Genomic DNA, 24,883 nt, shown 5'->3' with positions numbered 1-24,883 from the left:
GGCGCTTTATGCGCCTTGTTTTTTTGTGGCAAATTTTCCATTTTTAGATGAATACATAAAAAGAGAGGAGAAAGGTTATGACTCTATATGAAATGACTGATAGTTATTTGGAGCTATTAGAAATGATGGAAAACGGGGCCGACAAAAAAATGGTTGAAGATGCAATGAAAGCGATTGACGACCAATTTCCCAAGAAAGCAGAAAGCTACATTGTACTCATTCTGGAACGTGAGGCAGAGTCAGAAAAATGCGATAAAGAGATCAAACGTCTCCAGGCAAGGAAAAAACGTGCTGACGACGATGCCAAAAATATGAAGGAATCGCTTATAAACAGTATTCTTGCCATGAAAAAAAAGAAAGTAAAGACGGAATTTCATGAAATCTCTTTAAAAAACAACCCTGCATCCTTGAAAATCAAGGATGCGGCTATGGTGCCGAAAAAGTATCTGACTCCTCAGCCACCAAAGATCAACAATTCGCAGATCAAGGAGGATATGCAGAAACAGGGAATTGTAGAATGCGACTACGCCTATCTGGAAAAAGGGGTCTCGTTGGTCATTGAGTAACAGGACAGGGTGCCTTTATGGCATCCTGTTCTTCCTTTACGAAAAGGATCCGGATCCGTTTGGGTGTACTCGCCATACGCCAAAAACAAGTAAACTGGGAATGCAGTATAATGGTTTACAAAATCAGCAAAGAAAAAAAGAAAGGAACAAAAACGATAATGCAGTTAGAATTTGAAGATACCAGAAACAATATGTCATACGATGATGTCAAAAACCATGGATTCCATGTGGGGGACAGAGTGGAAATCCCAGGCGAATTAATTGATATGCCAATGAAGCCATTTGTGGAAGCGACTGTCCAGCAGATTTGCAAGTACCATGTTGTTTTCAGGCTTACTGAATTTGGATTTTCACGGTCCCTCCAAAACATGGACTGCAGGCATGTGGAAGTTGTGGAGCCGGCAAATGTGAAGCAGGCTTCGGAAGTGGACCACCTTGCCAATGCTTCCCGGCAAAAGCGGGTACCCCCAAACGGATCCGGATCCTTTTCGGCATCTCCAAAAAAATCAAAAAAAGGAAAAAGCAGCATATAGCTGCCCTTTCCTACCTGGAGAGGATGCTGTCACATTCTCCGCACATATCAGAAAATACCTGTTCCAAAACCGGGTTCCCCAAACGGTGCGCAATTATCCCGGCATGCCTTAAACTTTCCCGTTTTTCCCGTGCTTTATTCTTAGCAATGGCGCGGAGCTGCTTTTCGGTAGCAAAATCATGCCAGTTGCAATGTTCGACCCTACACGTAAGGTATCCGTCCCCGATATATCCGGGATAAGAACGCATTGGACGGTCAGGTTTAACTGGAGACAGGTTGGATGGACAAAGAACCGTCCCGGGAAGGTGAACCCCTATTAGCTGTGCCTCCTGTTTGGAAAGTGAAAATTCTTTTTTCTTCCGCCGCCTTCTCCTGACGTAGTACCAGGAAGGTTTCCCTTCCAGTTCCCATAAGATGTCAGCGGCTTCTCCGTAGGAGCAGCCTTTCGTATACATAATAAGGTCCACCGCGTTTGTTGATTTTCCGCAGGCCCTGCAGTATACATTATTCCACCCCTCTTTAAAGTAGCAGTTGGTTGGCCTGGTGTCGTCATGCTGTGGGGATGGACAAAGGATGAAATATGCGCTCCCCTTCTTGTGGACTTCTATTCCCAGATAATCCACTACCGTGGAAATATCAGCTTCCTCTTTCAGCCTTGCGATGTTATTCTTGTCGCTTTCCATGGATCTTCCTCCTTTTCATCATTCTCGGTAGAAATATGAAAAAAGATGAGTGTTTCCATATTTGTCTATGACTGGTGATAAAAAAGGAGGAACTATATTGTGAAAATGATATCGAATTATGAGGTGAAACTTACAGATGACAAAAAACAGTACCTGAGCCCGGTTACCAGTTATGTCTGTGAGGACCGCATTACTGACCCGCAGCTTGCCGTCAATGTCATTAATCAGGTTTTCGACGCATCCCATATGGCAGAAGAACATATATATATGATCGGCATGAATGCAAAATGCGAACCTTTAGGTGTTTTTGAAATCTTCAAAGGGACAGTGGATCATGTTGCGTCAAGCCCACGGGAAATCCTGATCCGTATGCTGCTTTGCGGGGCATTGAATATGCTGCTCATACATAATCATCCATCCGGTGATCCAACTCCCAGCATGGCTGACTGCAATTTCACTTCTTTGATTTACAAAAGTGCCAAGTTGATCGGCCTGAATTTGAGTGACCATATCATCATAGGGAAGGATTGTTATTATTCATTTGAAGAGAATAATCTCATTATTCCGCAAGAGTAGCCAGACGGAAAAGCAGACCAGGAATGGCCTGCTTTTCGTCTGCAGAAAACGGGAAATGAAAGTATGGAGTACTCTATATGTGAGGTGAATCATGTTGAAAAAAACAAAAACTGTATTTTTCCTGTTCCTGTTGCTGGGGTGTATTCTGTTGAACCGGTTGGTCCTGTTATGGGCGTATATCCCATCAGGAAGCATGGAGCCAACCATCCAGACAAATGGCCTTCTGATAGGGAACCGGCTAGGGAAAGATCAGGTCGAGAGGTACGACATTATCATTTTCCGGTTTCCAGATGATCCCTCACAGCTTTACATCAAAAGGGTGATTGGGCTTCCGGGAGAAACCATAGAAATTAAAAATGGGGAAGTGTATGCAGACGGTAAAAACCTAGATGACAGTTTCTGCATGGTCCTTTCCAATGATTACGGAGTATACCAGGTCCCTGATGACAGCTATTTCGTCCTGGGAGATAACAGGACAAATTCACTCGACAGCAGGTACTGGGATGATAAATATGTAGCAAAAAATCAAGTGGAGGCTATTGCGGCGGTGCAGGTCCTCCCACTCAGCGATTTTAAATTTTTGGGTATGAAAGGAGAGCCGCGATGAAAAACACAAATCCAAGGCAGATGAGCTGCCATGTCAACAATAAGGCAGTCATTGAACTGATCAATAAGCTGCAATACCCGCAGGCGGGAAAGGGATCCTTCCTCCACAGGAAAGCCCGTACCGAAAAAGATAAGAATGGGCAGTATCTCCCGGCTTCGCTGATCGGAATCAATGTGGTGAATTATAGCGTGAAGCCTTCCGTATTTGTACAGGAAAATATTACCCCTTCTGAACTTAAGGAACTCTATTATGAGGCAATACTGAAACGGAACAACTATCAGTTTTCAGGGAACGGACAGAAAATATTCGGGCCTGTAGACAAAGATGGCTATGCAACTGCCCGATCCATACAAATTTGCCGCCAGGGCTCTTTCAAACAGGGAGACCAGCTAATTACCAAGAATTATCCATGGACAGTGACGATCCAAAATGGGAAGGGGATCAAAGAGATCAACAAGAATACAGGGGGAACAAAAATCAAGAGCGGTTCATTTGTATGTGAGAAGAAAGCGAGCATTAACCTGTCGGATGGTGATTTTTTCACCTTCTTAGATGAAGCGGTTACCTATTTACTTGCGTGGGAAAATTATATCTCCCATTCTTATATTAAGGCAAATGAGGAAGCAATCCGCACATTTGAGAAAGAAAAGGCTTTGGACCGCAGAAAAAGCGAAATCTGAAGACGCGCGTGGCATTGATGATATAGGCGGCGCACACTCGTGACTTTAGTCGTGAGTAAGCCGCCTTTTGTTTAAGAAAATATTAAGAGCAAAACACTTGTTCGCCTGCACTGCATATGGTATACTATGTATATGGATAGAAAACTTATTTTTACTGAAAATGTTGACGTTACGCATGGTAGAGGATACGTCTACCTTTTACAATACCATATTGTCTGGGTGACCAAGTACCGTAAGCCAGTCCTTACCGGCAATATCGCCGTGGAAACAAAGCGCCATCTTTTTGATACTATGAAAAGCCTGCAGATGGACTGCCTTGCCATGGAAGTTATGCCTGACCATATCCACATCCTTGCCAGCTGCAAGCCGCAGCTGCGCCTTTCCGATGCCATTAAGATCCTGAAAGGAAATACGGCAAGGTGGCTGTTCATGGAGCACCCGGAATTAAAGCGTTCCCTCTGGGGCGGGCATTTATGGAACCCGTCTTATTTTGTCGTGACTGTCAGCGAACGGAGCGCCGCTCAGGTGGAAGCATACATCAACAGCCAGGAAGGAGAACCACATAATGGCAGTGACCGCAACAAAAAACGGTGATATTTTTATATTTTCCGGCCGTGCTTATCATATCACGGAGGCTAAAAACAAAGCCCTGGAGCCTTACGGCTGCATGGTGCATGACTACGGGCTGGTCCTCGAACTGGTCCCGGATGCGGGCCAGCGGCAAAGCCTTGCGCAGCAGATCGGCAACGCCCGCTTTATGCGCAACCGGTACCTGAATGACCGCATCGCTTATTATGAGGAAACAAAAGGAACCCTGTCCGTGAACGAATATAAATCCAAGCACTTCCCGGAACTCAGGAAAGAGTTTGGATTCCTGCAGCTTTCCGATAAATTCGCCCTGGAATCCGCCGTGGAGCACGTCGATGCTGCCTATAAAAACTTTTTCAGTGGCCGGGCGGCATTCCCGAAGTTCGCCTCCAAATGGAAGCCGGCGGGGAATTCCTACACCACGAAGCAGACCAACGGCAACATCCGGCTGGAAGAGGCGGACGGACTCCCATACATCCGGCTTCCCAAAATCGGCCTGGTGCGTTTTGTGTTGCCCAGGAAGCAGACCCTCCAAACACTTGTCCCACATGGGACGTCCATCCTTGCCGCAACGGTCAAGAAGAAGGGGGACCGCTACACAGTTTCCCTGCAGCTGGAAACTGTCATAACATCGCCGGCCAAGATGGTGCAGGTGTCTATCCAGGATGTCCTGGCGGCGGACATGGGCCTGAAGCTTTTTGCCGTAATCGGCAGCCAGGGCTGGGAAAAGGAAATCCCAAACCCAAGGTGGATCCGCAAACATGAGAAACGGCTGCGACGCCTGCAGAAATCCCTGTCCCGGAAGAAGTATGACCAGAAAACCCATACCGGCTCCAGGAACTGGGAAAAGGCAAGGCGCAAGGTAGCCGCAGAGCAGCGGAAGATCGCGGACCAGAGGAAGGACTTCCAGCATAAGCTGAGCCGCCGCATCGCGGACAGCTGCTCCGCCTTCTGCTGTGAGGACCTAAACATCCGTGGCATGGTAAAAAACCAGCATCTTTCAAATGAGGTCTCCTCCGTGTCCTGGGGGCAGTTCCTTACGATGGTGAAGTATAAGCTGGAGCGCCAGGGGAAATATTTCATACAGGTAAGCCGCTGGTACCCCTCCAGCCAGGTCTGTTCCTGCTGTGGGTACAGGAACAGGGAAGTCAAAGACCTTGGCGTCCGCCAATGGACGTGCCCGGAATGCGGCACGTACCATGACCGGGATATCAACGCGAAAGACAACATCCTTGCGGAAGGGATACGGCTCCTGGGGGAAGCCGGGGTCTCTGTCGCAGCATAAAAACTTCCAGTTTGCTGCCTGGAGTGATTCAGGGATCTGCTACCTGTTAACCAAACATAGAAGCCCGTAAACCTTAGATTCTGTCACTCGTAAACCTGGAAATGGTACCTCGGGGAACCGTGGGAGCCGTGGGGAAACCCGCTAAGCCTGCACTGCGGAAACGCAGACTGTACCCGGAAGTCCGGTACAGAGAGCTGGAGTAAGCCCTGCCCAAAAGGCAGGCATCAGGCAAATGAAGCAGGAAAGACAACGCATGTGCACTGGCACTTAAAAACGTGGGTGCATTATGCCTTGGAAGCTCGCGACTTCAGTCGTGAGTAGTTCACGCGTGAACACCGCCCTGTATCAAAAAAACAGAAATTTCCCAATTTTCATGTATCAATATATGAAAAAAGGAGGAAATCATTATGGGCGAACTTACAATCAACGAAGCGGCTTTATTGTTGTGTATCTTTGGGGTGCCGACAGAGGAAGGGACAAGGAGTTATCCGACCGTAGAAGAATCATTAAATTATATGAAGACAGGGCACATGAAATACCTGCCAGAAACACATCATGAAACTCAAGGGCAGGAGACAACAGGACAGAAGAAGCCTGCGATGATCCAGATGGAACTTTTCGCTTAATAAAAAAGGCACCACAACACTGTGGTGTCTTTTTTTTGGCGTTTTTTTTCATATTACCAGTGATTAAAAAAAGGAGGAGTCAATATGAAAAAAAGGATCGTTTTCCATCTTACCCGAAGGGAGGGACGGGAATGAAATTTGATATTGAGGTATGGGAAAAGAAATATCAGCTGTTTGAAGAAAACCGGAAAGGAATGTCAGCGGAAGTTGTAGTTTCCCTGAGCGGTGGGAAATTCAGGGCTGAAATCAAATCCATGGACCCAGAGTATGAGAAATACAAAAATAATTTCCTGAAAGTAATCACTGAAGTAGGGAATGGTGCCATGTATCTAATGTACAGTGTATTTTATTCCCGTATCATCCCTGAGTCGGATAAGGAAGCAGAAACTAAACGGATGGATTCTATTTATGCAGACTCTGCAGGGGAGTTCCTCCATACGTTATTTGAAAAAGGAAAAGATAAATTCTTAGAAGATGTCTTTAACCAGGCAATCATTATTGACATCGGATATAAATTAACGAATATGGAGTACCGGAATGGTACATGGATCCAGAATAACGGGGATATCTGGGACAATGGAATTTGGAGATCTGCAGCCGGTGACATTTACGGGGACTGCCTCGGTGATATCATGTCGGTAATTACAGGGCCCTCGACGCGCCTTGCCTCACATTCCGCAGCATAGGAATACGGTTCCCAAAATCGGAAAAGCCATGGATTTATCTGTGGCTTTTTTTATCCATAATTTCCATATTCTTTTTGAATTATGAAAAGAGGAGGAATATTTATATGGCAAAAAAAATTGTTGATTTTGGAGAAAGAATTGGCGGAGCTAGAAAAGACTTGTGGAGGGAAGACTTTGACCTGGCGGATTATACCGAAGAAGAATTGATGGAATATATTAAACGGGATGTCCTCTGGCCGTTGCCAGACGCAAAAAAACAGGTAACAGGCGGGATGGATCCCTTTATTGCCTTCTGGCAGCGTTCCATCCGTAGGAAAATCATGCCGGTTCCACGGGTGTTTGACGGAGACGACCTGATGGAGGTCCGTACTGCATATACACGTATGGCCCTTAAGGTTCGGAAAGCAGCTATGGCAGTTACCGATATGGATGGTGTCGTGAATTTCTATGAAATCGCCAGGGATGAGTTCGGAGACCATTACGGATACAGGCATACGTTTGCGGAAAGGATTGTCTACAGCAAATACAGGATTGCAGACATGCAAAACAATGTACGCATAACAGGATTCCCATTTGAAAAGCGGAAAAAACCAGATCGAAAAAAGGTTGCGTTCGTTCCGCCCCAGCTGTCACACGTTACACGGGAAGGGGAAGACTTCCGGCATGGAGTCCATATTGATGACCATGCATGGCAGAGAGTATTCCATTTCCGTGGCGTACAGTTCGGGAACTGGATGTCACAGAAAGATCGGCAGTATTCCATGGACTACTGCTTTGATGCCCTTAAAGACCTTGCAATTGCCCTGCAGATCAGTGACAAGGATATTGCTTTTGACGGGAAGCTTGCCATGGCCTTTGGCTCACGGGGAACATCTGGGACATGTGCCCATTACGAATGCACTAGAAAGGTTATTAACCTGACTAAGATCCATGGGGCAGGCTGCACCGCCCACGAATGGGGGCATGCATTGGACAACATGCTCGCAAGATTTTACGGGATACATGACACCCTTCTTGCAAGCACATCAGCAGAAAAAGGGAAACTCCCGGCTGTGTTTTGTACCCTGTGCAGTTCACTTCAGAGAGATGCTTCCGGGAATGAAACGGATTATTTTCGGGGATCGAGACAATTCGATCGTCATTTTAAAAAAGATGCTTATGGATACTGGTCAAGCGTACAGGAAATGTTTGCACGGGCTTTTGCCTGTTACGTTAAGGATACACTTGGTTATACGTCAGACTACCTTTTCGCCCACGCAGATACTTATGTATTCCAATATGAAAACCAGAGAGCCTGCGCAATTCCGCAAGGGGAGGAACGTGAAATATTCAACGAACTGTTTGATCAGCTGTTCTACACACTGAAGGCAGAAAATTTCTTCCATGAACCTGGCTGGGGAAAGGAAGATACAGAAATCACCCTGGCTTGGAAAGGACGGCTGAAAAAAAACGTCTGCTCCCCGATTTTTCAACAGGAACCAGATGGACAGTTGATTTTTGCATTATAATTATCACAAAATGGACAGCTTCTATGCTGCCCATTTTTCTGTGCCCTTGAAAGATTGGCGGATCTGGATCCGCCGAAGATCCACAGTATATCTGATGGCATCTCTTGGGGTGGGAAAATTTCCCATATTAAGATAGCCGGCGACAATCCCTGCTTGTAGCCGGAACATTCACAGAAACCGTACCCTGTGGCAAAAGCATCAGGTTTGTCCCGTGCTTAAAATACGGCCGTGTCCAGGACGGAGTATACTTGATACCTGGAAAAAGCATTAGTAGGAAGGAGGAAGTGATATTTTGTTTTCATTGAAGGCAGCTAGAGTAAATGCAGGATATACGTTGTCAAACGTAGCACAACGATTAGGAGTAAGCAAAAGCACAGTAAGCAGATGGGAACATGGTGAAACTAGGCTTCGGGATCCCGTGAAGCAGGAACTATGCTCTTTGTACGGGATTGAACCGGAAAATATTCAAATTATAGGAGGAATCAACCAAAATGACGAATGAAGCTAGAGTAAAATCATATAAAGCGGCATATGCGATGCTCCAGAAAAAGGAAGGTCTCAGTAACTTCAAATGGCCCAAAGATAAGAAACATTTGGAATTCTCGTGTAATGCCGGCAATACGCTGATCCAGTTCAGGTTATTTTCAGATGGGGATCTGCTTACCCTCCGGGCGGATTGCGACAGAGGTGGAAATGACGCAGAAAATAATGCATTTGCTACTGAAATGGCAAGTAAAATCGAAGGGATGATTTCCATCGCCCACGACGGAGTAGTCGTATTCAGCTTAAACGTACCGTTCCCGTCTACACCGGATGACCATGCACAAGGCTTGATCCTGGAAAAAACAGAACAGTTTGTCGATTTCATTCTGCAGAATATTGCAGACAAAAACGGAACATATAAGGAATGGGAAGAAGTGCTCCCAGAAAAAGAGGCCAGCAGAAACACAGATCCAGAGCAGGGCCATCGCATGGATGGAGCCGATGATACAATGGCACTATCCGACGCACTCAGCAATACTACAATGTTAATATCTGAGGATAACGCGGAAAAGGAAAAAAAGCAGAAACCGACAAAAATCCCAGAAAAACGGGAAGACGTGGTGGATAAATCTATAGGCGGCGTTCAGACTGCTTCCCTGGGTGATAGCGTTAGCGTCGATACACATACGGACACAAGCGCTGACACGCAAATAAGCAACGAAAATTTGGAACTGGAAACTGGTGCAGGGATCCAGGATCACTATACGTTCCAGGAAAATGCTGATGTATCCGGCGCTTTCGGAACTGCACAGTCTTTCGATAATGTGGCCCCCAGTAGCAGAGCTCTGTCCTTCCCTGAGGCAGAAGGGATGGAAATGTATACCAGCCTTCGGCGGGCATTCCAGATCCAAATGGATCAACTGGATTTCCGGGAAAAACTTCTTGATCGAAAAAAAACAGCCGTAGACAATGCACTTGTTTCATTAAAATCCGGACAGGATGAGATAAAGAAGGTGCAGGATTCAATGGCGGCAGAGCGCCAGAAGCTGAATAACAGTTGGGACAATTACAGGTCCGCGAAAAAGAACCTGGAAAGCAGGATGGAGGACTTTGCGAAAAAAGAAGCCGCTTTTGCCGACAAGGAAGCTGAACTGGGCGAACGGGAAGAAAGGATATCCAGCCAGGAAAGCCATACAGCGCTTGCGCAGAAAGCAATCGAGTATCGGGAGAAAACAGTGATCGAAAAAGAGGGGGCGATTACGAAAAAGCAGGCCCAGCTGTCTGAAAAAGAAATGGAGATCAAGGATCGCGAATCAGACCTGAGCCTTCGGGAGGACCGTATAAACATTCAGCTGGAACAGATCAAGCGGGAACATGATTCTGTCTCTAAAACATTGGACGAGATTAAAGAATTGCAGGAAATGGCTGACCTTGGGATTCAGCTCCCTTCAGCTGACCCCGCAGAGATCGAGAAATTAAATGATACTGTCGCAAGCCTCCGCATGGAAAACAAGGAATTACGGGAACAAATCAAAGACCGCAACCATATGGTCATGGCTTTACAGTCAAGACAGGAAAAACAAGATGAGCGTAATGCGCCGGACCCCGAGCTTGAACGGCGTCTCAGGGATGCAGAACAGGCGCGCTCGGAAGCAGAGGAAAACATTAGGAGTATGCAGGAGCGCTTATCGGAAACAAACCGGGAATTGTCAGAAGTGAAAGACGCATTGAAGGAGCGGGAGGCCCAGCTTGAGGACAAGGACAAAAAAGCAAAAGAACTTGAGGATAAGATTGCAGGATTAAAAGTCTACGAACCCGCTGAAACTGTACTGAATGATGCAGGATACCAGGTAAATCCAGTTGTGGGAGAAGGGGATCCTCTTTTAAGCCTTGAGATAAACGGCTGTACAGCGTATATCAATGAGAAGCTCCATGTTGTCTGTATTGAGAAAGCCACCAGGAGAAATTACACCAAAACATTTGACGCCTGGAACTCACAGAGTTTTGCAGAGACATACGGGATGTCCAAAGGGAAAGCTTACTGCCGGTTCCCTTATGATGACCTCGTAGCAGATTTGAAGCGGATCTCGGATAAGCTTTCCACATTGAAATAGAGGAGGGGTAAGTCATGGAAGCGAATACATTGATCCAGGGCCTGGTTGAGGACATAACACAGGGCAATATTACAATCGAGCTTTATTTTGTGATGAACCTGGCAATTTTTCTCCTGGTCGCAGTCATATGTTCTATTATAGGGGCGATCAGGAAAAGGAGGATGGAAAACTATTACGTCCGTCTGTTTGAAGAAAAGTTCGATGGGAATTTGAGATCTACTTTCAGTAATATGCTGATAGCATGTAAAAAGCATAACAAGATACGCAAAGCGATCCGAAAGGCTATTTTTTATCTTGACCATTCTATTGCCCGCGATTATGCGGGGGCCCTGCGCTGCATTAACCATGACCTTGACTCGCGGAGGATAAAAAAACTGCATAAAGAAATCTTTTCCAAGATAAAGGTCACGTATCTTTTAACACAAAAAGAAGATAACAGCCCGAAATCTCAGGAAGCCATGTACTGACGCCAATCTACAAATATAGGAAGGAGGAGGGCATACTGCCCGCGATAAAAATCGCGGGCTCTTTTGCCTTTAAAAGAATGAAAATAATACTAGGAATCTGGGACACTTATAAAAAAAGATTATCTTGCTGCTCATCCTTTTTGGCATCCTTTTTGGGGCCGGGAAAATTATCCCAGCCGTCATGGACGCAACAGCGGAGCAGTCCCCAATTGTTGAAATTACTGCGGAGAATACAAATGTTTATCGACAGGGCGAGACCATAGAAGCGTCCGATTTTCATGTGACAGCAACCCACGAGAACGGCATGGAGACGGATCTGTCAAGCAGCGAGATATCCCTGTCAAGGGATACGCCGGCAAAAATCGGTGCCGTGACAAATGTGGTAGTCTCTTATAAAGATTTGGAATGCACTGTAAAAGTAGAAAACGACAGGACAAGGATTGTCGCATTTGAGTGCGGGAGCCCACAGCCAGACGCAGTGAAAGCTGTCCTGTACAGCAATGGTGAGCTTTGCTTTGAGGGAGAAGGGGATATCCTTGCCTTCCCGGACGGGGAATACCCGTGGAAAGATTATGAAAATATGGATGACCATCCGATCACAGCAATCTCTTTTGAGGACAAGGTAATGCCGCTATCACTGGATGAATGCTTCAGCGACATTGAGACTTTGGAGTATGTAAAATCAGTGCCAAGTTCTGTCACCAGCATGGTACGCACCTTTTCCGGATGCATTGCCCTGAAATCCGCTCCAAACCTGGACGGGTGCCAAGATTTATTGGACATGACAGAAACTTTTGCTGGATGCACGGCTCTGACTAAGCCATCTGCGATCCCACAATCTACAAGGAACCTGACAGGGACGTATTCGGAATGCACACAGCTCCAATCCGGGGCAGATGTCTCGAATGCAGTGGGCGTTGTGGACGCCAGTTCTGTCTATGAGGGATGCACTGTGTTAACTGAGGCAGAACTCCCTGGTAATGCGATCAATATTTCAAATGCTTTTGCGGGATGCATCAATATGCGCGAAATGCCGGAGATCCCAGACAGCGTCCAGAACATGAGCCAGTGCTTTTCCGGGGACATCTCGCTTTCCGTCCCGTCAGAGATACCGGCAGGCGTAACAGATGTCAGCTCCTGTTTTAATGGATGTTTACGGTTAAGCGGGACGCTTACAGTCCATGGGAATCCGGAAGATTATTCCAATTTCCTTTCTGACTGCTCCCAGGCAACCCAGCTTGACCTTCAGGGGGAGTCCTTAATCCTCGACGTGTTAGCCAACACTTCGGGAGGCAACATGAATATTACGGTAAACGGGGCTGCCCCCAACCCAGCAGCTTCGTATCGCGACATTATTGAAACCGAATAAGCCATTGTAAGATATACGACCCGGGAGATGATTCTATGTTCTCAATTATACATGCGCATACAATGTATTCCCTCCATGATTCCGCACAGACCCCGGAAGAACTTGTCCTGCGCGCTAAAGAGATAGGGGCGGTGGCTGTCTCTCTTACCGACCATGGGACAATGCTCGGGATTGACGATTTTTTAGAGGCAGGCAAGAAGCATGGGGTGAATACGGTCCCTGGGATCGAAACATACCTGGACCACAAGGAGCATTTTATCCTGATCGCAAAAGACCTGGAAGGATACCGGCAGATTGCAAAAGCAGTCAGGGATGCGGAGGCAAACCAATCCAAAACCGGACATATCACATATCCGATTATGACAAGGGAGACTTTGGAAAAGTATTTTAAAGGATCCCAGCATGTGATCGCGACAACCGCATGCATTAGCGGGCCGCTATCACAGATCCTGCTCTCCCGGAAAAAAGCAGAACGGGCACTGCAAAAAAGACAGGACAAGCTTTCTTCGCTGAAAGAATATTATGAGATGTGGAAGTCTGCCGATGCAGCTTACAAGGCGGCCCTCAAATCGGAAAGGGAATTCAAACGGGATAAAAACGAATCAAAGAAGTATTTAACCAAGACTTTCCTGACACAGATTGAGAAAGCCAGGAAAAAGGCAGGAAACGATCCAGAAAGCCAGGAAGCTGCAATCCGGCTTCATGAACTGGAGACCCTGAACAGGCTGGCACAACAGGATTATGTCGCTGCTGAGGAGAAGTACCAGGCTGCGGTAAAGACCCGCCGGGAGGAAAAAGCAGCTGCAGATAAGCTGCGCAGGAAAGCGGAAACATATAAAAAGCTAGATGCGGAACTCAAGCATCCACGCCTCCCGGAAGAACCGAAATTGTATGAACAGGCGAAGGAAGAACTATATACACTCAAAAAAATATTCCCACAGTTATATATTGAACTCCAGTACCATGGGCTTCCCGATGAAGCGTATGTTATGCCGCTTCTGTGCAAGCTTGCAAAAGAAACAGGGACCCCTGTAATCGCTGCTAACGACGCGCATATGGCAAAAAAGGGGCAAGAACAGGCAAGGCAGATCCTAAGGTATAATTATTATATGCAGCACCAAAACCTTCAGGAGGCTGATAAAGAACTATATGTGAAAACGGAAGGCGAACTGAGGGACTCGCTCCTTGAAATACTTCCGGAAGATCCCGTAGAAGAGGCAATCCGTAACACTGCGGTCCTCGACCAGTGCCATGTCGAGATCCCTATGGGTAAGCACTACCCGAAATGCAGTTCGGATATGGATTTCTATCAGCTATTGGAGGAGGGAAAACGTGAGAAATTCCGTGAAGATGAATGGACCGGGGAATATGAAGACCGCCTGAAACGTGAAGTGAAAATCATTGAGCAGATGGGATATGTGGATTACCACATGGTCGTACAAGATTACTGCCGGATGATCAGGCTCTTAAGCTGCATCCCCCAATACGACCTCCCCAAAATGCCAAAAGATTTTTCAAAAGTTAAGGAGTGGGTCAAGAGGAAAGGGTATGTTTCCGGTACCTATGCGCCTCCGGGCAGGGGAAGCGCTGCCGGATCACTCGTCTGCTACTTGTTGGGGATCACCAACGTGGACCCGATCCGTTACCATCTGCTTTTTGACCGGTACTTAAATCCGGAGCGCGTGAGCATGCCGGATATTGACACGGATGTGAAGCGCTCCCTGCGCCCGTATATCATTAAGTACCTGAAGTGGAAATACGGAGAGAAGGCTGTTACATCCATCTGTACGAAAACCTCTTATGCAGGGCGATCTGCGGTACGCATGGCCGGCCGCGACCGGGCAAGCGAACTGAATGTGGAGACCTATCCACATGCGGAAGAAGTGGCTTCCCTCATTCCGATTGGATCCACTGTGAGTGAGTGCGATGCACTTTTTTACCAGATGTACGGGGATGACGAGGAGAAGACGCTTCTTTGGGAAAAGGCAAAGCTGATCGAAGGGAAGCTCTCCGCAGTCGGGGTTCATGCCGGCGGCGTAGTAATCTCTGACAATGGAGATGTCAGTGATTACGTCCCTGTGACCTGGAGAGGGGAGAAACAGGTATGGGCTGTTCAGTGCGATATGAACCAAATCGAACAGAAAGGGCTCCTGAAAATGGACCTTCTCGGATTAAATACGCAGGATTGTATCTCAGATACACTTCAGCTTGTGGAACGGTATCGCGGGGAAATCATTGACATAGAGAAGATTGAGTTTGAACAGGAAGTGTTCCGCGAAATCTTTTCGGAAGGGAATACAAATTCTGTATTCCAGTTTGAATCGGATGGAATGAAGGAATTGCTGAAAAGCTTCAAACCGGATACGATTGAAGATTTAATTATCCTGGTCGCTATGTACCGCCCTGGACCCATGCAGTACATTGAAGATGTGATCAGCGTAAAGCACGGGAAGCGCAAGCCCGAATATCTCGTGCCTGAGCTGAAACCTATCCTTTCTGTTACATATGGGGCTATCGTCTATCAGGAACAGGTCATGCAGATTTTCCGCCAACTGGCAGGATACAGTTTAGGACAGGCTGATCTTGTGAGGAGAGCGATGTCTAAGAAGAAAGAGGAAAAACTCAAAGTTGAAAAGCATGCATTTATTTACGGGGATCCAAAGCGCGGGATAACAGGATGTATCCATAATGGGATTGCGGAAGATGCGGCGCAAAAACTTTTTGAACAGCTTACTGAATTTGCCAAATATGCGTTTAACAAATCTCATGCCGCTGCCTATGCCATTGTATCCTACCAGACAGCATGGCTGAAATACCATTTCCCGACAGAATTCCTGTGCGCGATGTACAACAACGACGAAATTGAGAAGTATCCGGGAATCCTGGAGGACTGCAGAAGGCTCGGTATTTCCGTCCTTGGCCCAGATATCAACCATTCCTTTTTTGATTTTGTAATCGAAGATAACGCAATCCGGTATGGGTTCTGCGGAATTAAAGGGATCGCATCCCGCTCTGATATTGAGCAGATTACATGCCTCCGTTCAAGGGCATATACGGAGGCCCCGTTTCTTTCGGTGGCTGATTTCACCTCCAGGACAAAGGAGATTAAGCCGGGGAAAAGGATCCTGTCCGCATTAATCTGTGCTGGGGCCTTTGATTCTTATACGAGGGACAGGGAAAAACTATTCCTTGCCTTAGATGACCATACTCTGGGCAGCGCCTGTTCTGAAACTACCGACTGCGGGGATAAAGACAATAATTATAATGAAAGCTGGATATGCGAACATGAAATTCAGGCCCTCGGTTTCCTGCTTACGGCAGATCCTATGGCAAGTTACGGGCCTGAGGAGGGTTACGGATGCACTCCATTTAAGCAACTCAAAAATGGGCATTGCAAAGTGATGGGCATCCTCTCAGAGATAGAACAGAAGCACAAAAAAAATGGCATGTATGTTACGGCAACTCTCTACGGAAAAGATGGGACAGCTCACCTTCTTTTCCAAACCACAGAAAAACCAGAGAAAATGATGGCCGGAAAAGCAGTACGGCTGGAAGGAAACTATAAAGACGGGACGGTTTTCGTTTCAAAATGCTCACCACTTGAAAAACATACATATTACTTGAATCTTGACTCCTGGCAAAAAACGGAGGAAGCGAAGCAGGTGATTGCGCGTAATGGGAAAGGGACTCTCAGTCTGATCGTTGTATTCCATTTCGACGCAAGTGCAAAAAGAATCGCGCCTACAGTATCAGAGTTGCATGTCAATATAGATACAATAAAAGAACTAGGCTGTATAAATTATATGCATACAGGTATCACGAACAAAAAGGACCACTGAGGTCCTTTTTGTAAATCTTACGATGCGGCATTTGCCTTGCCGAGTTCCCTTAAGAACTGATAGTAACCATAGTATAATGAACTGTTTTCGTCGTGGTCCGTTATCTCATGTACACAGTCAAGGAGATCAATTTCCAAATGATCCGCCGGTACCTTAAGCCGGTATTCCATCAGGAACCGGGAACCATCGTTTGACATTAAAAACTGATATAGTTCGTCAATGGATTCTACCGGATGATAATTGGTAATCAAATATTGTAGGCAGATGCAGTACCGGAAGAACCCATTCGGCCCGGAAAAATATTCCTTTGGGAAATGTGATTCATGGTTTAGCACCCGGTCATACACCTCAATAACAAGTTGCCTTAAATTAAGATGCACTCTTTTCGGATACATCAATGATAAGATATATCTGGTATCACGGGGCTCAACCTCATCGGGATATTCAATGAAGTCCGCAAGCCGTTCCAATTTCATCAAGGATAAAATATAAGAGTCAAATTTCTGGATGCATTCTTCCATATCCCATCCCAGTACTTCCTCAAGGGCATATTTTATACAGGAGACAGCACGCTGCTGGTTTGCCCCGCCCGGCTCAGCCCCGAAAAAGTTCTGCATTCCGATGTCATTCGTTGCTCCAATCAAATAGTTTTCATAATTCAGATACAATGTGTCCATAATATTCGGCAGGGTACCACGACTGCCAAACCCGCTCAGACGGCTAAAATATGCCCGGTTGTTCGTAGCATCAGGACTCGTCCCTGCCTGCACCTCCTTCTGTTTTTTTCAAAAATAAATATGAAAGATATCTGCAAAAAAATCCATTCCATATTCCTGTGTATGATTGATATGAGGAGACGAGCGATGGATGTAATTTATTGGAAAACGATATCCCAAGATGACATAACCGGAATTACAGAATTTCTGGCACAGCCTATGTCAAGCTGCCCTCATGTCTGTGACGGGCTGATCACTTGCAGAGGCAAAGTGGGGATCTACCGGAAAAAAATGCCTGTTATTTTGGATGGCGAGTGGGACAAACATGGCGTTTTTCAAGTGACATCTGACCGGCTCCCATCTACAGGAGTGGGAGAAGGAAAGCTTCTGTTGGATTATGCGGCCCCATGGTTAACTCCAAATCAGGCCAGTCGTATTTCCGGGATCGGGAATTTACTGCATTTAGACAGCACTGCCAGGGAAAAACTTATGGAAATGCGTGTTAAGGATCCCGACATGATTATCAGAAGGCTGTCTGAATTATCCGACCGGGAAAAGATTACGAAAATCCTGCAGGAATATAATGTCCCAATTGACCGGATCAGCGCACTGTTAGACAGGCATATAACCTACTCCAATTTTATCCTGCACTTATACCGTGCCTGCTTGTACCACGATATAGATATCCGTATAGCGGATCAAATGGCAAAAAGGTATCAGGGAATCCAGGGCTATGCACCATCAAGGCTTTGCGCCTATATAATAGACGCTCTGCTGCGATCAAGAAATATCGGGAATACCTGTCTGACGGCTAAAAGTCTCCTGGATTATATCAACCGCAGGCAGGATTATCCAATCACAATGGCTATGGTAAATATGGCGCTCCATCAACTGCAGGACAAGATCAAAATCATCGAATATAAAGGAACCATCTATATTTACGAAAGAAAAATTTATGAGGAAGAGAGTTTATTTATCAGTCATTTCAGGAGACTCCAGTTAAGACATAAGAACTACCAGATCCAGAGCCCCAAGGAGGTTGAGGAAAAATTGGGGATTAAGTATACCAGAAACCAAAGGGCGGCATTTGACGCCCTGAAAACAAGCGGCGTAAAAATACTGACGGGGCCTCCTGGAAGCGGAAAAACGTCAGTAATCCGGGGATTCCTTGAAGCCTTTGAACCGTCCTCAGTGATCCAGTTGGCAGCTACAACGGGGCGAGCTTCCCAAGTCTTAAGCGACGCTACCGGGATGCAGGCCGTAACAATCTACCGTCTATTGGATATACGGCCCTATGCGGAATCCCTATCATCAAAAGGGCCGAACAACCCGCTACCTGGAGACTTGATTATTGTCGATGAGGTTTCGATGCTCGGTCTAAAGCTTGCTTCCCTATTGTTTAAGGCTATAAAAAGCGGAGCAATCCTTATCCTTGTTGGAGATGAAGACCAGTTACAGAGTGTTGAATACGGGAACGTCTTAAGCGAACTGATCCGATCCGGACAGGTTGATGTATACAGGCTCAATGAAGTGATCCGTAACAGGGGAACGATATACGAGAACGCGGAACGGATCAATAACGGGTATGGGAAAGTTGACCAGGACAAAACCTTCCAGATCCTGGATTTTGATTCGGTGCAGGAGGCAAGGGAGAAGATCCCCAAAAGCAGGGAGGAAGGCATCCAGATCCTGACTACCGTGAAGAAGGAAGGGCTTGGGACAAACCTTATCAACAAATTGTATCAGGACCCCAAAGCAAAACTATGCATGAAATATGGGGCAAAATCATTCTATCTCGGTGATTCCATTATTATCACAAAGACGGACTATGAAAAAGGGATTTATAACGGGGATGTCGGGGATGTGGTTGACGGCGACGGTGATTCCCTGACCGTCCGGATCCGAGGACAGGACATACGGATAGGAAAGAGCAATATCAGGGATGTGGATCTGGCTTACTGCATAACCATTCATAAGAGCCAGGGCAGTGCTTATAGGGAAGTCTATATTTTATTGCCGGATTACTCCAAAGGGATGCTTACAAGAAGGATCCTTTATACTGCGATCACTCGGGCAACCGAAAAAGTATACATCTACAGTGTGAACCATTCTTTTGAATATGCCGTTCAAAATGGAGCCGAACGGAAAAGGTGTACGCTGTTGTCTACAAGGCTACGGTCGAATTGGTAGCCGTTATCCTTTGCATTTATTAAAATTTTATTAAATTTTAAAGAAAAGGAATTCTAAATATCAAATTTCGTCATATTAGCAGCACAAAAAAACAGAAAAAAAATCGGAGGTAAAATTATGAGTAAAACAAACGCACAGCAGGAAACCAGTAAAGATTTTATCATGATTCCAGTAGACCGGATCCGGAACAATCCACTGAACAAATGGAAAGAAGAAGATCTTCAGGACTTAAAAGACAGCATCCATACGTTTGGAATCCAGGACCCTGTGGCAGTCATCCGTTCAGAAGATGAAGGGTATTATACCTTGATCAGCGGGCAGCGCAGGGTATCAGCTTTCCGGGAATTATATCCTGACGGCATGGTCCCATGCCACATCGTCGGTGATGCAACAATGCCAACTGACATCCAGCAGCTGCGTATCGATACAGGGAACCTGGAAGCAAGGGAATCGAGCATCGAAGAAAAAAATATTCACCGTGCGGATGTAATTAATACTTTGATGCACATGGTAGACAACGGAGAATTAGAACAAAGGCAGCTCGCTAATGAGATTTCGAAATATCTGAAACTATCCCCGCGCTATAGCCGCTTCTGGCGGACCGTCTTTGTAAAAGGGACTAATGAGTTAAAAGAAATGGTTACAAACACAGAGATCAGCCCGAAGGATGGCGCAAAGCTTGCCGTACTGCCAGTAGAAGAACAGAATAAAGCAATCCAGAAAATCAAAAATGATGTCCCCGTAAAGCAGGCAATTGCAGAATCTACGAAAACATCAAAACCGCACCAGGAGGAGATTGCGCTTGATGATATTGACGAAATCATGAGCAAATATAACCTTGGCTATGCAACTGGGCCCTCTATAGATGAAGCAGAGGAACCGATAAAGGAGCAGTTTGATACATATGAGCCAGGGGATGATGAGAGTGACACGATTAACGTTGTGATCGAATGGTGCAGGAAGATTGTTTCGAAAGATAACCCCACGCAGGAAGAATGGGACGCGATCAATGCCTGCAAAGAAGTTGCGGAATGTTTCCAGTAGCAGCAGTAGGAACCAACAATAGTGGGATAGCCAAAATCCCAGACCATCAAGCAGAAACGAAAAAATACAGAAAAAAGATCCACAAAAAGGATGCCTTTCTTTCACAGGGGAGGCATCCCTTTTTTCGCGGATCCGGATCCGCCGCGCGGTCAGGAGAAGATTGTAGCGCAGGCAGCCTCAAGCTATGCAATTAACCATATTAGATATTACGAAATGACCAGGGTGCAGACAGAGACTGCCCACATTATTTTTACAGGAAGCTTTGGCACGGTTGGAAGAAACACCCGTAACGCCAATTCAAACAGGAGGTTACTACTATGCTGCAATCGGATATTGACAGGACAGTCAATCTGCTCTTTAAGCAGACAGATTTGTTTTTGCGTGCATCATCAACACTTACCGATACACTTTATGGTTTGGTTAACAACCTGACCCGTGACCGGAGCAACAGCGAACTGCTGGAGCATATCAAGAAAGGCGGGAGGTGTGAATTTATTACCTGTTCGAAGGAGGCAGCTCCGGAGATTGAAAGGAAGCTACGGCAGAATGCAATCGAGTATATCAAATCAGGACTTGTAACAAGCGGAGGAAACAAGATCTTTATTTATGCGGATAAAGACGCACAGGAAGTAAATAAGATCGTCAATGAATACAGATGCCAGCATAACAGGGGTGGGATCCAGGCGAAAGATGTTGTCTTCATACAGGCAAACGGCAGTGTGCAAAGGATCAGTTCCCTTGACAAATATGACTGCACAATCCTGGCGGAATACGCAAAGCAACAGGGCGTATCTGTTGCAATAGAACCTGGAACCGGCAAGAAATACAGCCTGTACTATCCAAGAGCAGACCGGAGTGTGATGGAAAATGCAAAAATGACCCTTGCGATCCAGAAAACTTACCCGAAAGCGTTTGAAGCGCTGAAAAAGCAGATTGATTATGAGGAGTCCAAAAAACGGTCCTTAATTTATACAGTACAGGGGAAGAAAGATAATGTCCCATTCTATATTGGCGACATGAAAGGGAACTATATGATTGCGTCTGCGGATAAAGTCACTTTCCATGAATACGGAGGGGCAGAAAGCGTACTGGACTATTCGGATCCGGACCGGGAAAATAAGATCGTCCTGTATATTGGGATGATGGATAATCCGCAAGAACTTGATGGAGAGGCATTTGAAGAATACCAGGAAGCGGATTTTGTGAGGAAAAAGGAAATTGTAAAAGATTCGTCTTCTGACAGGCCAACCCCAACTCCGGCTGAAATGGAAGAAATCAAGAAAATGGAAGCCCAGAAAGAATTATATGAATGGAAGCTGGCACAGGAAAATCCGGAACAAATTGTGTATGCCTATGCTTATACAAACAACGAAATGCGCAAGGAGGAATTTGAAAGCCTGGAACAGATCAATTCCGATGCTGTCCATGACATGAAGGAACTCAGGGAAACGAACGACCCGATCCTATACGATGACGCACGCAGTATCTTCCGTGGGTTCCGTGATGAGATTATCCAGGTCGATCTCAACCAGGAGCAGTTCGCGAATGCGATCATGGATGGCGATGTGGAAATGGTGGAACAGATTGACCGCGACTTCTCACGGGACGACCTTGCAGTAGAAGTTATGAACGACCGGAATGAAAATATGATCCCTGATGACCGGGAAACGAATGCCTGAACCGGAAACGGGTAAGGGGAAGCTTGCAGTCTGAAAGCATGCATTAGGGAGTTTCAGGCTGTCATTTGTTCCATATTAACTGGCAAAATTAACTGGCAAGCAGGAAATACTTGATTGGAGGTAAGCAAGATGGCTGTAACAGAGCAGCAGCGGAAGGAAGATTCAAAACTTATAACAATCTACATGAGTGTTGTTGTAAGTATCCTCTCTTTCTATATCGGAGGATACACTTTCGCGATTATGTCAGACACAGGTGAAGAATTTGGCTCTTCTTTTTCCATGGCGCTTAGTGAAATATTGTCGTTTCATCTACTGCCGCCTGTAAACATTATGTTTTTTGTCGGCGGGGTTGCTTCAGGGGTAGTTGTAGGTATTATTTTCTATTTTATGGTAAGCCTGGAAAATGCAAGGAACTATACCTACAAGCTTGATGAAGTCGCCGGGACAGGTGGATTTATGACCACAAATGACCTTGAGGCATACAATAAAAATTATGTAGATCCGGAACCATCGGACCCAAACCTGCCTTCTCCCAACATGATCATGGGGAAAACATTCCGTAAGCCCGTCAATGACCGGAAGATGCGTGGTCTCAATAACAACGTTTTAGTCGTCGGCGGCGCGGGAACAGGAAAGACAAGATTTGTGGTCAAGCCGAATATCTTAAATCTCAGCAATTGTTCGTGGGTGATAACCGATCCGTCCGGCGAAATCATCCAATCACTCGGGAAAGTCCTATCTGAGCATGGATATAAAATAAAAATATTTAATATTACCGATATGGGGCATTCCAACCAGTACAATCCCCTGAATTATATTCGCGATGAAGCCGGGGTAAGGATGGTAATTGACTGTTTAATCAATAATACTTCAATTAAGGACAGCAAAGGGGATGAATTCTGGATCAATTCCGAAAAATTACTCTACTCAGCCTGTATTTTTTACCTGATTGAGGTTAACCATGACACAAGCAGGCGTAATTTTTCGTCTATTGTCAATATGATCAATATGTCCCTTGTCGATGAAGCTAATCCGTTTGCCAAATCACCCCTTGATAAGATGTTTGATGAGGCTCCCCGGGATTCACTGGCATGGAAGTTTTATAGTTCTTTCAAGCAGGGCGCAGGGAAAACACTGAAAAGCATTATTATTTCCTGTATTGCAAGACTCCAGCCATTTATGACACCACAGCTGGCAAACCTTACGAAAACGGATACATTGGAGTTGGACAAACTGGGGGATGAGAAGACAGCGCTGTTTATTATTGTGCCGCAGGCAGACTGGACTTATTCATTTTTAACGGCAATGCTTTATTCACAGCTTTTCGAAACCCTGTATTTTAAAGGGGAGGAGCAAAAAGCAACGACCGGTTCGGAACGGCTGAAGTATCATGTAAGATGCATGATGGACGAGTTCCCAAATATGGGTGAAATTCCTGATTTCCAATCCCGATTATCAACCATGCGTAAATACAATATTTCAGCTACAGTAATCCTTCAGGACCTTTCCCAGATAGAAGCGATGTATAAAGATGACTGGAGGACGGTAATTGCAAACTGTTCTACACTGATCTTCCTCGGGGGACAGGAACAAAATACCCTAAAATATTTTTCTGACAAGTTAGGAACAGCTACAGTCACTACAAGGTCAAGAGGGATCAGCCGGGGCGGAAGGATGGGTGGAAACTCAAACAGGAATTTCCAGCAGACGAAACGTGAAGTTATGACCCCGGATGAGATCGGCCGAATGGATTCTACCGATGAGATTATCTTTATGCAGGGGATGCGACCTGTGATGGACAAAAAATATATCTATGAGAAACATCCATTGTATCAAGCCACAGCAGACGCTGATGAAAAGAATGCCTTCTATTATAAAAAGATTCCGGCATTCGATAATACAAAAATCAATCTGGACTTTTTGCTGAAGGCAGAAGCAGAGATACAGGAATATGTAGAAACAGAAGTATCGGAAAGCCAAAGCACGGATGACCTGAAACTGGATGGGGACGAAAACCAGGCATTCAATTCTTTGGTACTGGATACAGAGATCTTAGCCAGAGGGAAAATTGATACCATTAATGCGATTGTTGAGCAGTTTATTCTGTCTTCTGGGCAGGAGATCCCGGTTGCCACAATCAAGGGCATCCAGGCAAAAGCACTGCCTGAGCTGCTTGAAACTTCCATGATCAGCGCAGGACAGGAAAAAGGAATCCTGTTTTCAGATATCGGGGCGAAAACAATGGTAGGTGCCGCAATTGGACTGAATAAAGCAGAACTGTCCAATGATTATATCCTGAATCTGGTGGATGGGGCAGATTATTTCATGTTTACCATTAACTCTAAATCTTATCAGCTTTTTATATCTGCGATCCATTCAATGGCTTGTTAACCGCTTATGCCATATACCGGGTTCTGAAAGCGGTGGCCCGCAGGAAATAATAATTGCTGTTGACCAGAAGATAAGGAGGGACCGTTTTACGTGGACAAAAAAAAGAAACCAATTATAAACAAAAATTTACAGGATGAACAAAAAATATTTCTTAAGAAGGCGCGGACCCGTGGGGAGAACAGAAGCTCTTCCGGAAAGCAGCAAACCGGCCAACAGCAGAGCCTTTCTTCTTCTGGGAAGGCTGAATATCCCTA

General features: G+C 45.8%; 21 protein-coding genes. 19 read left to right on the top strand and 2 right to left on the bottom strand.

Going from position 1 to position 24,883, the window contains the following annotated elements:
* Positions 1–77 precede the first annotated feature (77 nt).
* Together LKD70_RS09250 and LKD70_RS09245 are read left to right on the top strand one after the other, a co-directional pair.
* Entirely contained in the window at positions 78–566 is a 489-nt protein-coding gene (locus LKD70_RS09250; protein ID WP_227707739.1) for a siphovirus Gp157 family protein, read from the top strand.
* 110 nt (positions 567–676) lie between these two features.
* Entirely contained in the window at positions 677–1,099 is a 423-nt protein-coding gene (locus LKD70_RS09245; protein ID WP_227707738.1) for a hypothetical protein, read from the top strand.
* Between the two features lie 10 nt (positions 1,100–1,109).
* On the opposite strand, the gene LKD70_RS09240 is transcribed toward LKD70_RS09245, so the two are convergent.
* Entirely contained in the window at positions 1,110–1,781 is a 672-nt protein-coding gene (locus tag LKD70_RS09240; RefSeq protein ID WP_227707737.1) for a CHC2 zinc finger domain-containing protein, read from the bottom strand.
* 105 nt (positions 1,782–1,886) lie between these two features.
* On the opposite strand from LKD70_RS09240, the gene LKD70_RS09235 reads away from it, so the two are divergent.
* The 13 genes from LKD70_RS09235 (at position 1,887) to dnaE (ending at position 16,609) form a co-directional block, all read left to right on the top strand.
* Positions 1,887–2,357, top strand: coding sequence for a JAB domain-containing protein (locus tag LKD70_RS09235; RefSeq protein ID WP_227707769.1), 471 nt, complete (start codon positions 1,887–1,889; stop codon positions 2,355–2,357).
* A 91-nt stretch (positions 2,358–2,448) separates the two neighbouring features.
* Positions 2,449–2,964, top strand: coding sequence for a signal peptidase I (gene lepB / locus LKD70_RS09230; protein ID WP_227707736.1), 516 nt, complete (start codon positions 2,449–2,451; stop codon positions 2,962–2,964).
* Positions 2,961–3,644 (top strand): hypothetical protein, encoded by a 684-nt coding sequence (locus tag LKD70_RS09225; protein WP_227707735.1) that lies wholly within the window; start codon positions 2,961–2,963, stop codon positions 3,642–3,644. The genes lepB and LKD70_RS09225 overlap by 4 nt, the downstream gene beginning before the upstream one ends.
* A gap of 132 nt (positions 3,645–3,776) precedes the next feature.
* Positions 3,777–4,238 carry an IS200/IS605 family transposase gene (tnpA, locus tag LKD70_RS09220; protein WP_227707734.1) on the top strand — a complete coding sequence of 154 codons (462 nt, stop codon included), beginning with the start codon at positions 3,777–3,779 and terminating at the stop codon, positions 4,236–4,238.
* A complete protein-coding gene (locus LKD70_RS09215; RefSeq protein ID WP_227707733.1) occupies positions 4,210–5,517 on the top strand; it encodes a transposase in 1,308 nt (435 codons plus the stop codon). The genes tnpA and LKD70_RS09215 overlap by 29 nt, the downstream gene beginning before the upstream one ends.
* A 407-nt stretch (positions 5,518–5,924) precedes the next feature.
* Positions 5,925–6,143, top strand: a complete 219-nt coding sequence (locus tag LKD70_RS09210; protein ID WP_227707732.1) for a hypothetical protein — start codon at positions 5,925–5,927, stop codon at positions 6,141–6,143.
* Positions 6,144–6,274: 131 nt separating this feature from the next.
* Positions 6,275–6,829: a hypothetical protein gene (locus LKD70_RS09205; RefSeq protein WP_227707731.1), complete on the top strand. Its 555-nt coding sequence runs from the start codon at positions 6,275–6,277 to the stop codon at positions 6,827–6,829.
* A gap of 104 nt (positions 6,830–6,933) precedes the next feature.
* Positions 6,934–8,337, top strand: a complete 1,404-nt coding sequence (locus tag LKD70_RS09200; protein ID WP_227707730.1) for an LPD1 domain-containing protein — start codon at positions 6,934–6,936, stop codon at positions 8,335–8,337.
* Between the two features lie 292 nt (positions 8,338–8,629).
* A complete protein-coding gene (locus LKD70_RS18765; RefSeq protein ID WP_407690940.1) occupies positions 8,630–8,839 on the top strand; it encodes a helix-turn-helix domain-containing protein in 210 nt (69 codons plus the stop codon).
* Positions 8,829–10,934, top strand: a complete 2,106-nt coding sequence (locus LKD70_RS09190; protein ID WP_227707729.1) for a coiled-coil domain-containing protein — start codon at positions 8,829–8,831, stop codon at positions 10,932–10,934. Before LKD70_RS18765 ends, LKD70_RS09190 begins: the two co-directional genes overlap by 11 nt.
* Positions 10,935–10,948: 14 nt before the next feature.
* The gene (locus LKD70_RS09185) at positions 10,949–11,401 is read left to right on the top strand and encodes a hypothetical protein (protein ID WP_227707728.1); all 453 of its coding nucleotides are present in this window, start codon (positions 10,949–10,951) and stop codon (positions 11,399–11,401) included.
* A 181-nt stretch (positions 11,402–11,582) separates the two neighbouring features.
* On the top strand, positions 11,583–12,770 hold the full coding sequence (locus LKD70_RS09180) for a leucine-rich repeat protein (RefSeq protein ID WP_227707727.1): 1,188 nt from the start codon (positions 11,583–11,585) through the stop codon (positions 12,768–12,770).
* 35 nt (positions 12,771–12,805) lie between these two features.
* On the top strand, positions 12,806–16,609 hold the full coding sequence (dnaE, locus tag LKD70_RS09175; RefSeq protein WP_227707726.1) for a DNA polymerase III subunit alpha: 3,804 nt from the start codon (positions 12,806–12,808) through the stop codon (positions 16,607–16,609).
* A gap of 17 nt (positions 16,610–16,626) precedes the next feature.
* On the opposite strand, the gene LKD70_RS09170 is transcribed toward dnaE, so the two are convergent.
* Complete coding sequence (locus LKD70_RS09170) at positions 16,627–17,286, bottom strand: hypothetical protein (RefSeq protein ID WP_227707725.1); 660 nt, start codon at positions 17,284–17,286, stop codon at positions 16,627–16,629.
* 186 nt (positions 17,287–17,472) lie between these two features.
* On the opposite strand from LKD70_RS09170, the gene LKD70_RS09165 reads away from it, so the two are divergent.
* From LKD70_RS09165 to LKD70_RS09150, 4 genes are all read left to right on the top strand, one after another.
* Entirely contained in the window at positions 17,473–19,515 is a 2,043-nt protein-coding gene (locus LKD70_RS09165; RefSeq protein ID WP_227707724.1) for an AAA family ATPase, read from the top strand.
* 117 nt (positions 19,516–19,632) lie between these two features.
* Complete coding sequence (locus LKD70_RS09160; RefSeq protein ID WP_227707723.1) at positions 19,633–20,559, top strand: ParB/RepB/Spo0J family partition protein; 927 nt, start codon at positions 19,633–19,635, stop codon at positions 20,557–20,559.
* A gap of 317 nt (positions 20,560–20,876) precedes the next feature.
* Positions 20,877–22,238, top strand: coding sequence for a hypothetical protein (locus LKD70_RS09155; RefSeq protein WP_227707722.1), 1,362 nt, complete (start codon positions 20,877–20,879; stop codon positions 22,236–22,238).
* A gap of 129 nt (positions 22,239–22,367) precedes the next feature.
* Positions 22,368–24,629 carry a VirD4-like conjugal transfer protein, CD1115 family gene (locus LKD70_RS09150; protein WP_227707721.1) on the top strand — a complete coding sequence of 754 codons (2,262 nt, stop codon included), beginning with the start codon at positions 22,368–22,370 and terminating at the stop codon, positions 24,627–24,629.
* Positions 24,630–24,883 lie beyond the last annotated feature (254 nt).

Origin of the sequence: Ruminococcus turbiniformis (assembly GCF_020687545.1) — a bacterium.
Lineage (GTDB): Bacteria > Bacillota > Clostridia > Lachnospirales > Lachnospiraceae > Mediterraneibacter > Mediterraneibacter turbiniformis.
This window is presented reverse-complemented; position numbering and strand designations above follow the sequence as displayed.

Excerpts from the sequence above, each read along its gene's own strand:
- LKD70_RS09250 (WP_227707739.1), top strand. The coding sequence starts at position 78 with ATGACTCTATATGAAATGACTGATAGTTATTTGGAGCTATTAGAAATG.
- LKD70_RS09245 (WP_227707738.1), top strand. The coding sequence starts at position 677 with ATGGTTTACAAAATCAGCAAAGAAAAAAAGAAAGGAACAAAAACGATA.
- LKD70_RS09240 (WP_227707737.1), bottom strand. The coding sequence starts at position 1,781 with ATGGAAAGCGACAAGAATAACATCGCAAGGCTGAAAGAGGAAGCTGAT.
- LKD70_RS09235 (WP_227707769.1), top strand. The coding sequence starts at position 1,887 with ATGATATCGAATTATGAGGTGAAACTTACAGATGACAAAAAACAGTAC.
- lepB (WP_227707736.1), top strand. The coding sequence starts at position 2,449 with ATGTTGAAAAAAACAAAAACTGTATTTTTCCTGTTCCTGTTGCTGGGG.
- LKD70_RS09225 (WP_227707735.1), top strand. The coding sequence starts at position 2,961 with ATGAAAAACACAAATCCAAGGCAGATGAGCTGCCATGTCAACAATAAG.
- tnpA (WP_227707734.1), top strand. The coding sequence starts at position 3,777 with ATGGATAGAAAACTTATTTTTACTGAAAATGTTGACGTTACGCATGGT.
- LKD70_RS09215 (WP_227707733.1), top strand. The coding sequence starts at position 4,210 with ATGGCAGTGACCGCAACAAAAAACGGTGATATTTTTATATTTTCCGGC.
- LKD70_RS09210 (WP_227707732.1), top strand. The coding sequence starts at position 5,925 with ATGGGCGAACTTACAATCAACGAAGCGGCTTTATTGTTGTGTATCTTT.
- LKD70_RS09205 (WP_227707731.1), top strand. The coding sequence starts at position 6,275 with ATGAAATTTGATATTGAGGTATGGGAAAAGAAATATCAGCTGTTTGAA.
- LKD70_RS09200 (WP_227707730.1), top strand. The coding sequence starts at position 6,934 with ATGGCAAAAAAAATTGTTGATTTTGGAGAAAGAATTGGCGGAGCTAGA.
- LKD70_RS09190 (WP_227707729.1), top strand. The coding sequence starts at position 8,829 with ATGACGAATGAAGCTAGAGTAAAATCATATAAAGCGGCATATGCGATG.
- LKD70_RS09185 (WP_227707728.1), top strand. The coding sequence starts at position 10,949 with ATGGAAGCGAATACATTGATCCAGGGCCTGGTTGAGGACATAACACAG.
- LKD70_RS09180 (WP_227707727.1), top strand. The coding sequence starts at position 11,583 with ATGGACGCAACAGCGGAGCAGTCCCCAATTGTTGAAATTACTGCGGAG.
- dnaE (WP_227707726.1), top strand. The coding sequence starts at position 12,806 with ATGTTCTCAATTATACATGCGCATACAATGTATTCCCTCCATGATTCC.
- LKD70_RS09170 (WP_227707725.1), bottom strand. The coding sequence starts at position 17,286 with ATGGACACATTGTATCTGAATTATGAAAACTATTTGATTGGAGCAACG.
- LKD70_RS09165 (WP_227707724.1), top strand. The coding sequence starts at position 17,473 with ATGGATGTAATTTATTGGAAAACGATATCCCAAGATGACATAACCGGA.
- LKD70_RS09160 (WP_227707723.1), top strand. The coding sequence starts at position 19,633 with ATGAGTAAAACAAACGCACAGCAGGAAACCAGTAAAGATTTTATCATG.
- LKD70_RS09155 (WP_227707722.1), top strand. The coding sequence starts at position 20,877 with ATGCTGCAATCGGATATTGACAGGACAGTCAATCTGCTCTTTAAGCAG.
- LKD70_RS09150 (WP_227707721.1), top strand. The coding sequence starts at position 22,368 with ATGGCTGTAACAGAGCAGCAGCGGAAGGAAGATTCAAAACTTATAACA.